Genomic DNA, 12,111 nt, shown 5'->3' on the forward strand with positions numbered 1-12,111 from the left:
GTCTCGAGAGGTACGCCCATGCGTCTTGCACGTGTCCCCCGCTGGATTCTCGGCACCAGCCTTGCGATCGGTGTCGTCGCCGTCTCCCTCGCAGCCGGGGCGAGTACGGCAGGAGCGGCTTCACCCGCGGGTGCGCTGTCCGCTGCCGGCAGCACCGAGGGACCTCAGTTCTACACGGGAGCGGTCGTCGATGTCACCGGCACCGTCAACGGCGATGTGTATGCGGCCGGACAGAGTGTGACCATCAGCGGTGACATCACCGGTGATGTGATCGCGGCAGCCCAGACCATCACGATCACCGGAACGGTCGACGGCGACGTGCGGCTCGCCGCTCAGAACGTCACGGTCAGCGGCGAAGTCACCCGAAGCGGCACCATCTTCGCTGCAGACATCGCCATCACGCCCTCGGGCGCCTTCGGTGACGACGTCGTCGGAAGCGCCGCCACGGCCACCGTCTCAGGTGACATCGGCCGCGACCTGCTGCTCAGTGTGGACCGACTCACCATCAGTGGTGCAGTTGGTGGCGATGTGTCGTACACCAGCGACAACGAGGCCCTGATCGATGAGGGTGCCGTCACCGGCACCGTCGAGCGCATCGAACCGCCCCGAACACCAGAACCATCCCCCTGGGCCGTCATCGGCGGCTGGTTCCTCGGACTGCTCTACGCACTCGTGGCCCTCAGCCTCATCACCCTCCTCGCTGGACTCCTTCTCCCCCGCTGGCTTCACCAGGTCACAGATCACCTGATCCCGTCGCCGTGGAAGGCCCTTCTGGTCGGGTTCATCGCTTCGATGACCGTTCCCGTCGCACTGTTGTTCCTGCTGGTGACAGTCGTCGGTGCGCCCCTGGCCCTGGCCGGCATCCTGATCTGGTCGGTGCTCACCCTCGCGAGCTTCGCTTACGGCGCGTACTACCTGGGCAGGGTCGTCCTGCGAGGCCATGGACAGCCTCTCGTGAAATCCCTGGTGGGCGGTGCGATCTTGATCGTCGCCCTGCACATCCCCTGGCTGAACATCCTCGTATGGCTGGCGATGGTGTTCTTCGGCCTCGGCGCTCAGCTGCTCGAGTTCCACCGACAGCGCCCCTGGAGCACCAAGACCCGCGAAGCCATCGGCGCACCAGTGGCGACCCGCCCTCCGGTTGCCACCTTATGACGAGGCTCCCATACAAGCCGCATCAATCCACCTCAACCAGGACAAGAGGTCCACTGTGAATTCGACTGCTCCGGCGACCACGCGGTTTGCTCGCGGCGCGCTTCTCGTCGTCACGATCTTCAACGCACTCTCGGCCCTCACCGGCGGTGCTGCCATCCTCACTGGCTGGCTGCGGATGCCGCAATCCTTGCTCGAGAGCAGTCCCTTCGATTCCTTCTTCTGGCCCGGGATCATTCTGGTGATCATCGTCGGCGGCACTCAGACGGTCGCCGCAGTGCTGCTTCTCCGGCGCTCGGGATCGTCACTGGCCTGGGCTGCCGTCGCGGGTTTCGGCATGACTATCTGGATCTTCGTCGAGACAGGCATCATCGCCGGGCTCTCCTGGCTCCAGGTGCTTTACTTCGCGACCGGAACGATCCAACTTGTTCTCGTCCTCGCACAGTTGGGCGTCGTGAAGCGGATCGTCACCGCGCGGGCGTAAGAACTCCGCTAGCGAGCTGATTCCCCCATTGTCGGGCTCTGCTTCGCTGCCCGGGTTCGAGACGATGGTTCTCCATGACGTAGAAGCTCATCGGTTCGGCAACCAGGTCGAGATGGGCGCTGTGCAGGATCCGCGCGATGTTGTGACCGGCAGATCCGATGAGAAGCCGGGGTCCGCGGATGCGTGTGTCGAAGACCGCCAGGCAGGTTCCAGCGGGGATGGACACTGAGCTGAGCCACTCCCGCATCCCGATCGAGTCGCTCTCACCGCGGTCCAGTTGCACGCCAGCGAACGTATCGAGGGCAATGAGTGCCGCCTGCGTGCGGCTTTCGATAGTGCTGAGCCGGTGGTTGTGAGTAGGAGCTCCAAGCACAAGGAGATCGACTTGCGGTAGTCCGCGCGCGTCGATGTCTTGATCAGGTTTCGACCTGTCTACACGCCGAGCAGAAACAGTACGTGGTAGACGACGTATGCCGGCCACACGACAGCTTGCAGCAGGCCGAGAATGACCGCCCAGAACGAGCCGTCCGAGGTGGAGATGAAGTATACCGCGGCTCCGATGTAGGCGAGAAGGAACACGAATCCCCAAGGCCCGTCCCGCACGACCACGCCCGCTCGTTCACGACTACCCATGATGCTCGCTCCTTCTGCCAGTGGTTCCCGGAGTGTCATTCGACCGCAGCGTTGTCGCCTGGCAAGGGTCCAAGGTCCATCGGAATGGACCTTGGACCCTAACGTGGCCAGTGCGGCGAGGGATGCTGATGCCAACCTTGGAGGAACACATGACAACGAGAACAGTGGTCGCCTGGGACGACTCAGTGGAGAGTCGCACCGCGCTGGTGTGGGCAACCGAACGCGCACGCCTTGCGGCGGCAGGGCAGGAACTCGTGCTGGTACGGGTGATCGACGAGATCAGCCTCATCCCCGGCACGACCATTGCTGCGGAAGAGTTCGATGCTGCGTCGACCGCTGTGGCCGAGGAAGCGGCCCGGATCGCCCGCGAGCTGCCGGCCGCCCGAGTGTCCAGCCAGGTGGTGATCGGTGATACGCTCGACACGTTGCGGCGGTACACCGATCCGACGACCCTGCTCGTGGTCGGCACCGAGGCGCGCACCCACCCGCACTTCCGGTTCACCTGGTCGATCGGCGCCCGACTCGCGGCCACCGCTCTGGGCCCGGTCGCGATCATCCCCCGTCACGTCACCGGTACCCGCTCGGGCATCGTCGTCGGCGTCGACGGATCAGAGACCTCAACCCGCGCCGCACTGTTCGCCGCGGAAGAGGCGTCACTGCAGTCGGTGCCGCTGCATATCATCCATGTCTGGCTGGTGCCACCGGTCTGGCAGGCGGACTACGTCTACGACGACTTCACCCTGGACATGCTGGGTGAAGAACACGAGGCGATCGTGCACGATGCGGCGGCAGCGGTGAGGCGCGCCCGCCCGGGTCTGGTGGTGAAGGCCGAAGCAGTGCGCGGCTCGACCGTACGCGCCCTGCTCGACGCGTCACCCCTACCGCAGCTGGTGGTCGTGGGCTGCCGCAGCCGAAGCGCGGTGAACCGGTTCGTGCTCGGCTCTGCAAGTCACGAACTGATCCTGAACCTCGACGTGCCGGTCGTGATCGTCAGCGACCGGGTACGCGAATCGGCCGACGCCGTCGCGTCGGATCGCACCCAGGAACTGATCGGCGGATGATCGATCGCCGTCCTCATCCCGACTCTCGCCGTCACCGTGAGACGGCTGCGAGACGCCAACCGGTCGTGGGCCGAGTTGTTCTGGTTGTTGCTGCCGATCGTAGGGCTGATCGTGCTGATCATCTGACCCCACACGCCCACGACGAAGCAGCCTTCGAGATCGCACCGAGCAGGGGTCTGAACCACCATGATCTCCCCGAACCACCTCACCACGAGACGCGGCACGTGGTCGTGGTTGCTCGCGCCCGCGCTGGGCTGGATCGGCGCCGCAGGAACCTTCGTCATCTGGGTATGGATATCCGTTCTGCGTCTTGGTCCCGCCGACACGGCCACCCACGCCACTCGCGAGGACCCGACCCAGCCCGTCGCACAGGTACTGGTCACCCTGGCCAGCGTCGCCAGCATCGGTTCGATTGTGCTCCTGCTCGCCGAATCGCGATCAGCGACTGGTGCCCGCAGTTTCACCACGCTGACGAGCATGGCGCTGCGACGTGAGGCGCTCCGGCACGCCCTGCTGTCATTCCTGTTCGGTGTCGTCGTGCTGGCATCCGCCGTGAATTTGGTCTCGAGCCTCGCCCGCTGACTGTCATCCTCAATTTCTTCGTCAGGTGCGGGAGCTTCTTCGTCAGGTGCGCGAGTGTACTGCGTCGAGGATCGGCAGTCGACCGCGCACCAGCATCGCCGCTGCCGCCTCGAGGGTGAACCAGCGCGGAATCAGGGCTTCCACACCATCAGGATCACAACCACGACGAGCAGCACGGCGACCGCGCCCGAGCCGGCAGTGATCGCCGAACGGCCGGCAACGGCGACCGTACCAGCCGATCCACCGTCACTGGTGGCAGCGGTACTGGCGTCGCCGTCCTTCGCCGCTCGTCTCAACGCGGGCACCACCACGAGGAGACTGACCGCGACCGCGATCAGGTAGAGCACGATGGAGGCCAGCACCCATGGCGTCGTGATCGACAGGTCGTACTTCGGGTCGGCCAGGCCGACGAGAGCGAAGCCGAGCAGGAAGACGATCAGCGACAGATAGCTGAAGACGGCCGTCGACCGGGCGAGGGTCGCGACCTGGTGGCCGTTGCCCGACCGTGCCGCTCTCAGGGCCGACATGGGGAGGATGGCCATGGGGCCGACGATGAAGACGGCGCCGACCACGTGCAGAATCGAGATGAGTGTTTCCATGCCTCGAACGTACTGAGCCCGATACGCCGTCGATGGGACCAAGGACCATCGCCCGCTCCTCTGCTGCCGCCAGAGTCGGGGCATGGTACCGGTTCCCCGGTCACATCTACTGGTCGAGTCTGCCTGTCCGATTAGGCAGTCGCACCTCAGCCGGCGGTCACTGCAGGTCTGGGATGACGCGGATGTCGTTGTGGACGTCCCTGACCGCGGGATGCTTCCACACGGCCTGTTCGGCGTCATGCTTCTGCTGAGCAGTGGAGACGATCCCGCCGAGGCGCACCACTCCCCCCTCGACGTGCACGCTGAGCTGGGAGACATCGAGAGAGCCCTGTCGGCGGAGCGCTTCGAGCAGCTGCTCCTGAAAGTCGGCCGGGTAGGGGCGAGCCTGCAGCGTGATCCGGTTCTCGACCGCGTGGACGTGTGCGAGGGTGCTGACGAGCTTCTCGGCGGCCCGGCGCTGGTAGTTGTACTCGACGTTGCCGGTCAGGATGACGCGGCCGTCGGTGACCTCGGCCCTGACGGTCTCGTAGGGCTGCTCGTTGAGCCAGGTCAGCAGCGAGGTGATGCGTTTGGCGACCTCGACGTCGCTGAACCGAACCCCGGGCTCCCCGGCGACGAGGATCTCGTCGACGACGCTGACGACCCCCGCGACCTTCTGCGCCGCCTTCACCGCGATGTACCGCTCGGAGAGCGTGTCGACCTCTCCCCCGAGGACGACAACTCCATCTGAGACGGCGACGCCGGCCCGCGCCTCCTCGAGGTTCGGGGTGTACTCGAGTTCGGCCATCACCGCCTGCTGGACGGTGCGGTCGGTGTCATGGGCGGGAGTCGTGACTGTCATGGTGTCCTCCGGATCGTGACTGCGGCTTCTTGTGCACGCTACGGACCTGCAGCGCCGCGGGAAGGGACTAAAGACATCTGCTCCACCGGCAGGCGGCGCGATGGTGGTTCAGGGAATGGTTCATCAGACGGAGGCACGCGATGACGACACGGATGAATGGCGCCGCACCGTGAGGCGACTGCGGTATCCGCTCGTCGCCGCGACCGTCGCAATCGGAGCAGCGGCGGGCATCCTGGTTCTCACCGGACTTCCCATCGTCGGTCAGGGCCTGGTCGCGGTGTACGCGTTGGGTATCGCCGGCCTCGAGCTGGTGCGGATGATCCGCCGGCTCCGGCAGGGAGTGATCGGTGTGGATGTGCTCGCGGTGATCGCGATCGTGTCGACCGTGCTCGTGGGTGAGTTCGTGGCGGCGCTGATCATCGTGCTGATGCTCACCGGAGGCGAGGCGCTGGAGGATTTCGCGCAATCACGTGCCGAGCGCGAGCTGAAGGCGCTGCTGGATCGGGCGCCCCGGATCGCGCATCGTGTCACCTCCATGGGCGCGGCCCAGACCATCGTCGACGTCTCGATCGACGATGTCGGCGCGGGTGACCTGCTGCTGCTGCGCCCCTCGGAGATCGTCCCGGTCGATGGGGTGCTGGCCGACGGGACGGTGCCGAGTGACTTCGATGAGTCGTCGCTGACGGGCGAGAGTCTCCCGGTGGAACACCGCGGTGGTGACCTGGTGCTGAGTGGGGCCGTCAACGGGTCGAGTGCGGTTCAGATGGTCGCAACGCAGGATGCCGCGCACAGCCAGTATCAGAGCATCGTGATGCTCGTGACCGAGGCCGCTGCGCATCCGGCCCCGGTGGTGCGGCTGGCAGATCGATTCGCGCTGCCTTTCACGGGCATTGCGCTGCTGATCGGCGTCATCGCCTGGGTGCTGTCGGGAGACCCGGTGCGTTTCGCCGAGGTGCTGGTACTGGCGACCCCGTGTCCGCTCATCATCGCGGCACCGATCGCGTTCATGGCGGGGATGAGCCGTAGCGCGAAAGCCGGGGTGATCGTGAAGGGCGGCGCCGTGCTCGAACGGCTCGCGCGTATCCGCACTGTCGTGTTCGACAAGACCGGAACCCTCACCGAGGGGCGGCCGACCGTCACCAGGGTTCGACGAGAACGGGGCTTCGGCGAGGATCGCATCCTCCAGCTGGCCGCGTCGGCGGAGGAATACTCGAGCCACGTGCTCGCCGGTTCGATCATCGCTCTCGCCCGCGAGAGAGGGTTGGACCTGCTGCCGGCCGACCGCGCGCAAGAGGTCGCCACCGCGGGGGTGATGGCCGTGATCGGTGGCGATGCCGTGCGGGTCGGAAAGCTGGCTTTCATCCAAGAGCGGGCGCCGACGGCTCTCGCTCCCACCCTGGAAGCCGGCGAGCTGGCGATCTACGTGTCGGTGGACGACCGTTTCGCCGGGGTGATCATCGCACGCGACCGGTTGCGGCCGAACGCGCGGGAGGCGATCATCGAGCTCCAACGCCATGGCGCCCGCAGGATCGTCATGCTCACCGGCGACGCCCACGCGACGGCATCGTCGATCGCCGAACTGGCCGGCATCACGGACGTGCGGGCGGGCTGCCTGCCCGCCGACAAGGTCACGGCCGTGGCCGGCATGACCGATCGGCCCGTCTTGATGGTGGGCGACGGCGTCAACGATGCCCCGGTGCTCGCCGCCGCCGACGTCGGCATCGCCATGGGTGCGCGCGGTGCGACCGCGGCGAGCGACTCCGCCGATGTCGTGATCCTCGTCGATGACCTGTCGAAGACCGTGGACGCGGTCGCGATCGGTCAGGACAGTGTGCGGATCGCGCTGCAGAGCATCTGGATCGGGGTCGTGCTCAGTGTGCTGCTGATGATCGTCGCTTCGTTCGGTCTGATCCCGGCCGCGGTCGGCGCCGGTATCCAGGAGGCGGTGGACCTCGTCTGCATCCTGAACGCGCTCAGGGCGCTTCGTGGGCGCGGTGGCCGATCTCGAGCTCGTTGACGACCGCGACGACATGGGGTTCGTTCCAGGCGATGTGCTCCGCGTGACGCTTGGCCTGGTTCGACGGCACGAAGCCGGCGAGGGTGACGGCCCCGTCTGCGACGGCGACGTCGATCGGGCAACCATGAGTGAGCGCGCTGCGGCTCAGGGCCGTGCGGATGTGCTCGCGGATGCGCCGGGACGGCTCGCGCGGAGTGAGCGTGATGCGGTTGTCGATCCAGCGCACCCCGCGCATGCGCCGGATGCTGCTCTCGGCGACCCGGCGCTGGAAGTCCCAGTGCACCTCCCCGGTGAGGATCACGTTGCCCTCATGCACCACCACGCTGATGGCACCATCAGGCACGGACGCGTTCCAGGCCAGACGCTGCACGATCGCTTCGGCCAGCACGGTGTCGGTCGGCGTGTGGTGCAGCGCCCGGATCTGGAGATCGCTGGCGACAGCTTGCACACCGGTCACCCCGAGGGCGGCGGCGGTGGCGGCGCTGAGCTGCTCGAGGGTGGAGACGTCGCCGCTGAGGGTGACGACCCGGCCGCCGACGCTCACGCCGATCTGGGTCGACCACAGACCCGGTATCGAAGCGAGCTCGTCCTCGACCATCTGCTGGATCGCGGTATCGGTGGGCACCTTCCCCTGTACGTAGGTCATGGTTTCACCTCCGTGGCGTGAGTGTGGATGAGGAGGTCGTCATGCACCTGCGTGATGTGGGGTGAGCGCCAGGCGGCGAGCTCGGCCTGATGCTTGGCGTCGTAGCTGCGCACCTCCCCGGTGAGGGTGACGGTGGTGCCGTCGACGTCGATGTGGATGGCCTCGGCGTCGGTCAGCGCATTGCGTTCGAGAGCGTCGGTGATGCGCTTTCGGGTGTCGGCGGCTGAGGCGCGCGGGGCGAGGGTGATGCGGTTGTCCACCCAGCGCACGCCCTTGAGGGCGGCGACCTCGCGCTCGGCGCCCTGCCGGGTGATGTCCCAGCTGACCTGGCCGGTGAGGGTGACGCCGCCGTCATGTACCTCGGCGTCGATCTCGCCGGTGGGGATGCGCGAGGACCAGCTGAGGGCCCGGGCGACCGCGGCGGCGATCTCGGTGTCGGTGGGGGTGTCGTGGGAGCCGCGCACGGTGATCTCGTTGGCGACGGCCTGCACGCCACGCATCCGCAGCACCGTCTTGGCGGCGGTGTGCCGGTGCCAGTAGTACGGCACCTCACCGGTGAGCGTGACGGCGCCGTTCGTGACGGCCACACCGATGGCCGGCGCATCCACACCGGGTGTCCAGCGAAGCTCGTCCTCGACGAGCTGCTTGAGCTGCGCGTCGGTGAGCCCGACCGCCTCGGTGATGGTCATCAGTGGTCCGTCCTGGTGCGGCGATCCGGATCGGCGGTGAAGCGCACGCCGGTGAGCGCTCGGGGAGTGATGACGAAGTAGTTCCACTTGGTCGAGCGAGTGAAGGTGTGCAGTGCACCGACTCCGGACGCTTCGATCTCCGCGTCGACATCGAGGCGTCGGGCGGTGCCGCGCAGCACGACGCTCCACCGCTGCCGGTTCTCGGTGCCGTCGGTCTCGAACGCCACTCCGGACCTCTCGGTGAGACTGACGATCTTCGTTCCGGGGGCGCTCCTGAAGTAGAGGAGGTGGTCGTTCACGAGGTGATTGATGGGGAAGATGTCGGCGCCGGCGTCGTCGGTGACAGCGAGACGGCCGAAGGTGGATGCGGCCAGCAGACGCCAGCACTCGTCCTGATCGAGCGTCTCGACCACGTCGGCGGCGTCGATCTCGTGGGGGCGGGTCGTCCAGCTCATAGGTGGCTCCTGAGGATTCGAAGGTTGTTACGGAGGGCGTGGACGGCGGGATGCCGCAGGATGATCCGGCCGGCGAGGGCTCGCTGCTCGGGCGAGGGGACCGTCCCGTCCAGGTGCACCGTGGCTCCGATGGTCGATACGTAGATCCGTGTCGGATCGATGACCTCGTCGGATCGCACTGCCTCGAGAAGCTGCTCGCGCAGATCCTCGGGGTAGGGGTCCGTGGGAACCTGGATGCGGTTGTCGACCGAGACGACGTGGGCGAGGCCGAGCATGCGTCGTTCGATGATGCGACGCTGGTGCCCGTGCTGCAGCGTCCCCTCCAGCACGACACGGCCGTCGGGGTCGACGAGGATTCGGATGTCGTCGGCGGGGCTTCTGAGCAGCCAGGACAGGATGCCCTCGGCTCCGCGGCGGATCTCGACGTCTACTGCGTGACCGCCGGCCTGCGTGGGGGCGATCCGGTCGATGAGAGTCATGGGGTCTCCAGCCTGGGGACTTAGTAGCGGTCGGGTTCGGGTCCGCGCTGGAAGGCGCGGCCGCTGAGCGTGGCGGGGCGGATGCGCACCCACCGGTACTTGAGCGTGGGAAGGAACGGGACGAGCGGCAGCGCGTCGGCCGTGTCGATCTCGCTCTGCTGCTGCAGTTCCTCGGCGGGGCCCTTCACCACGACGCTGTAGGCGGCACGGTCGTCGACGTGGTCGATCTCGAACACCACGTCAGGGTGGATGGTCAACTCCAGCAGTTTCGTGCCCGGGGCGGTGCGGAGGTAGAGAACGCCGTCGGAGACGACGTAGTTCACCGGGAACACGTCGATCTCTCCACCCGCGTTCACGACGAGGCGCCCGAGCGTATTCTCGCTCAGCCGCTGCCAGCACTCCTGCTCGCTCAGTACCTGCACGGCGTCGATGGTGTCGCCCATTGCTGTTCCCTTCCCTCGTGGGTTCTAGTCAACGGGCGGGTGCGTCTTCTCCAGTGGTCTTTGGTCCCACGCGCCACGAGTCTGCTGTTCGGCGAACCGGAATCACGCGGCGATCGTCCCCGAACGCGGGGAGGTCTTCGAGCAGCGATAGTCGGGTCATCGTTCTCCGAGCCGGCTCTCTTGATGCAGATCGAGCTGGCCGGCGAGATGGGCGCCCCAGTCGGCGGCGTCGGTCAGTTGCCCGTCGATCAGGCGGTGCGTGCTGTCGATGAGGAAGTCTCGTGGGGGCAGGAGGGGCAGGTAGCCCATGGCGCGCATCTCGCGGTCGATGCGGCGGGCAGCCGAACCGGTGAACAGCCGGGGTGCTTTCCCGCTCCGTGTGGAGAAGGAGGCGAAGCTTTGCTGTCTCGACGCTCGCGGGAGCGCCCGCAACAGTTCCCGCAGACCGCGTGTGACGTCGGGGCAGTCGAACACCAATACTCCGTCGCTGCGTTCGGCGACCTTCTTGGCTTCGGCTCGCGTCGTCTCTGAGCTGAGCCCGAACGCGTGGGTGGGTCCTCCGGCGACGATCACGTCGGCCTGCGCCAGGTCGGCGGGTCCTGCGTCGACGCTGTTCATGATCGTGACGTCGGCGACCGGGCGGAGCCGGCCGGCGATTGTCTCGGCGACGTGTCGGGTGGCCCCGAACATGGACTCGTAGAGAACGATGACTCGGGTGCGTGCAGCCGTCTCGTTCATGATGGCACCTGCTGAGGCGGTGTGAGGGCGGCGTCGAACCAGACCAGCGCGCGGCGCATCGACCGGTCCACGTCATCCCATGTCAGTGGCGCGTCGAGGGTCGGAGTGCACTCCAGCACGCGCGCCCCGGTGCGCTCGATCTCCGATTCGCCCGCGCTGACGATTCCGGGTAGTGCGCAGGTGGCGATCGCTTTGACCTCGTGGTGGTCAGCTGCAGGAATGGCGGCCGTCGCGGCCTCACCGATCGCGAACACGCAGATTCCGGTCTGGCCGCGCCGGTCGGAGTCCGTCAGCACGGCCGCGAAACGCTCCACCAGGAGCGCGGGGAGCTCCTGTGTTCTGACTGTCGTCTCCTCGGGGGTGAGGAGATCGACCGAGAGGGTACTGAATCCGTGTTCATGGGCTGTGGCGCAGAGGAGCTCGTCGTTTCGGCCGAACCGCGAGTACGCGGTCGGGTAGGCGATGACGACGAGGCCCTTCGCATCCGGTTCCGTCTGCAGTCGTCCCTCAATGACACCGACGTCACCGGGGTAGACGAGGTCCACTCCCTCACCAGGCCAGTGGCGGTCGGGCGATGTCGTGATCATCGCACGCCCCGGGCATCGATGTCGATCTGGTTGTCGACGTGCTGCACGTGAGGTGAGTTCCAGGCCGCGCGTTCGGCTTCGCGCCGTTCCTCGTAGGAACGCACGGTGCCGGTGAGGCGAACCGTGGTGTCGCTGACGGCGACGGTGATGTTGCGGGCGTCGATGAGGGCATCCCTGCGGAGGGCGTTTCGGATCCGTTCTCCGGCATCGACGGCAGAGACGCGGCGGGTCAGGACGATCCGGTTGTCGACCAGCCGCACGAACTCCACGTTCTGCACAGCCTTGCGGGCAGCTCGGCGCTGGTACTCCCACTCCACGGTGCCCGTGAGAATCACGGCGCCGTCGTGGACGGTCGCGGTCACGGCTCCGCTGGGCAGGGTGGTGGTCCAGGCCAGGACGTCGTTGACGCGGCGGGCAATCTCCTCGTCGCTCGCGGATGCTTCGACGGTGCCGTGCACGGTGAGTTCGTTCGCCACGGTGCGCACCCCCTCGACCCGGAGTGCGGCCTTCTCGGCGGCGATCTTCTCGGGGAGCGACGCGACCTCACCTGCCAGGGTGACGACGCCGCCGATGACAGCGACTCCGATGGTCGCGGGGTGCACCCCTGGTGTCCAGTCGAGTTCGTCGATGACGGACTGCTGGAGTCCTCGGTCGGTGGGCGTGAGAACAGGTGAGGTGGACATGTCCCGATCCTGTTCCGGCGAC

17 protein-coding genes are annotated in these 12,111 nt (G+C 66.9%); 6 read left to right on the top strand and 11 right to left on the bottom strand.

Annotated features, from left to right (window positions below):
- The first annotated feature begins 18 nt into the window (after window positions 1-18).
- Window positions 19-1,155 (top strand): polymer-forming cytoskeletal protein, encoded by a 1,137-nt coding sequence (locus Q0D75_RS01315; protein ID WP_291048476.1) that lies wholly within the window; start codon window positions 19-21, stop codon window positions 1,153-1,155.
- Between the two features lie 55 nt (window positions 1,156-1,210).
- A complete protein-coding gene (locus Q0D75_RS01320) occupies window positions 1,211-1,636 on the top strand; it encodes a hypothetical protein (protein ID WP_291048478.1) in 426 nt (141 codons plus the stop codon).
- Between the two features lie 432 nt (window positions 1,637-2,068).
- Here Q0D75_RS01320 and Q0D75_RS01325 read toward each other — a convergent pair whose 3' ends face one another.
- Window positions 2,069-2,269 carry a hypothetical protein gene (locus Q0D75_RS01325; protein ID WP_291048481.1) on the bottom strand — a complete coding sequence of 67 codons (201 nt, stop codon included), beginning with the start codon at window positions 2,267-2,269 and terminating at the stop codon, window positions 2,069-2,071.
- 149 nt (window positions 2,270-2,418) lie between these two features.
- Here Q0D75_RS01325 and Q0D75_RS01330 point away from each other — a divergent pair, with 149 nt between their 5' ends.
- Genes Q0D75_RS01330 through Q0D75_RS01340 form a run of 3 tightly spaced genes read left to right on the top strand, consistent with a single transcriptional unit; the run spans window position 2,419 to window position 3,912 of the window.
- Window positions 2,419-3,330: a universal stress protein gene (locus tag Q0D75_RS01330; RefSeq protein ID WP_291048657.1), complete on the top strand. Its 912-nt coding sequence runs from the start codon at window positions 2,419-2,421 to the stop codon at window positions 3,328-3,330.
- A 15-nt stretch (window positions 3,331-3,345) separates the two neighbouring features.
- Window positions 3,346-3,456 carry a DUF805 domain-containing protein gene (locus tag Q0D75_RS01335; protein WP_291048660.1) on the top strand — a complete coding sequence of 37 codons (111 nt, stop codon included), beginning with the start codon at window positions 3,346-3,348 and terminating at the stop codon, window positions 3,454-3,456.
- Window positions 3,457-3,516: 60 nt separating this feature from the next.
- A complete protein-coding gene (locus tag Q0D75_RS01340) occupies window positions 3,517-3,912 on the top strand; it encodes a DUF1345 domain-containing protein (protein ID WP_291048483.1) in 396 nt (131 codons plus the stop codon).
- A gap of 131 nt (window positions 3,913-4,043) precedes the next feature.
- Here the strand turns inward: Q0D75_RS01340 and Q0D75_RS01345 are convergent, their stop codons facing one another.
- The gene (locus Q0D75_RS01345) at window positions 4,044-4,511 is read right to left on the bottom strand and encodes a DUF2269 family protein (protein ID WP_291048485.1); all 468 of its coding nucleotides are present in this window, start codon (window positions 4,509-4,511) and stop codon (window positions 4,044-4,046) included.
- A gap of 157 nt (window positions 4,512-4,668) precedes the next feature.
- The gene (locus tag Q0D75_RS01350) at window positions 4,669-5,352 is read right to left on the bottom strand and encodes a BON domain-containing protein (protein ID WP_291048487.1); all 684 of its coding nucleotides are present in this window, start codon (window positions 5,350-5,352) and stop codon (window positions 4,669-4,671) included.
- Window positions 5,353-5,467: 115 nt separating this feature from the next.
- Between Q0D75_RS01350 and Q0D75_RS01355 the strand changes: the two genes are divergently transcribed.
- Window positions 5,468-7,369 carry a heavy metal translocating P-type ATPase gene (locus tag Q0D75_RS01355; RefSeq protein WP_291048488.1) on the top strand — a complete coding sequence of 634 codons (1,902 nt, stop codon included), beginning with the start codon at window positions 5,468-5,470 and terminating at the stop codon, window positions 7,367-7,369.
- On the opposite strand, the gene Q0D75_RS01360 is transcribed toward Q0D75_RS01355, so the two are convergent.
- The 8 genes from Q0D75_RS01360 to Q0D75_RS01395 form a co-directional block, all read right to left on the bottom strand.
- A complete protein-coding gene (locus Q0D75_RS01360; protein WP_291048489.1) occupies window positions 7,326-8,015 on the bottom strand; it encodes a BON domain-containing protein in 690 nt (229 codons plus the stop codon). The genes Q0D75_RS01355 and Q0D75_RS01360 overlap by 44 nt on opposite strands.
- On the bottom strand, window positions 8,012-8,704 hold the full coding sequence (locus Q0D75_RS01365; protein WP_291048491.1) for a BON domain-containing protein: 693 nt from the start codon (window positions 8,702-8,704) through the stop codon (window positions 8,012-8,014). Before Q0D75_RS01365 ends, Q0D75_RS01360 begins: the two co-directional genes overlap by 4 nt.
- Complete coding sequence (locus tag Q0D75_RS01370) at window positions 8,704-9,159, bottom strand: pyridoxamine 5'-phosphate oxidase family protein (protein WP_291048493.1); 456 nt, start codon at window positions 9,157-9,159, stop codon at window positions 8,704-8,706. Before Q0D75_RS01370 ends, Q0D75_RS01365 begins: the two co-directional genes overlap by 1 nt.
- Window positions 9,156-9,638: a BON domain-containing protein gene (locus Q0D75_RS01375; protein WP_291048495.1), complete on the bottom strand. Its 483-nt coding sequence runs from the start codon at window positions 9,636-9,638 to the stop codon at window positions 9,156-9,158. The genes Q0D75_RS01370 and Q0D75_RS01375 overlap by 4 nt, the downstream gene beginning before the upstream one ends.
- A 20-nt stretch (window positions 9,639-9,658) precedes the next feature.
- A complete protein-coding gene (locus Q0D75_RS01380) occupies window positions 9,659-10,081 on the bottom strand; it encodes a pyridoxamine 5'-phosphate oxidase family protein (RefSeq protein ID WP_291048497.1) in 423 nt (140 codons plus the stop codon).
- 156 nt (window positions 10,082-10,237) lie between these two features.
- The gene (locus Q0D75_RS01385) at window positions 10,238-10,819 is read right to left on the bottom strand and encodes a flavodoxin domain-containing protein (protein ID WP_291048499.1); all 582 of its coding nucleotides are present in this window, start codon (window positions 10,817-10,819) and stop codon (window positions 10,238-10,240) included.
- Window positions 10,816-11,364: a hypothetical protein gene (locus tag Q0D75_RS01390; protein ID WP_291048501.1), complete on the bottom strand. Its 549-nt coding sequence runs from the start codon at window positions 11,362-11,364 to the stop codon at window positions 10,816-10,818. The genes Q0D75_RS01385 and Q0D75_RS01390 overlap by 4 nt, the downstream gene beginning before the upstream one ends.
- A gap of 38 nt (window positions 11,365-11,402) precedes the next feature.
- On the bottom strand, window positions 11,403-12,089 hold the full coding sequence (locus tag Q0D75_RS01395) for a BON domain-containing protein (protein ID WP_291048503.1): 687 nt from the start codon (window positions 12,087-12,089) through the stop codon (window positions 11,403-11,405).
- Between the last annotated feature and the right edge of the window lie 22 nt (window positions 12,090-12,111).

Source organism: Herbiconiux sp., assembly GCF_023264855.1.
In the GTDB taxonomy this organism is placed as follows: domain Bacteria; phylum Actinomycetota; class Actinomycetes; order Actinomycetales; family Microbacteriaceae; genus Herbiconiux.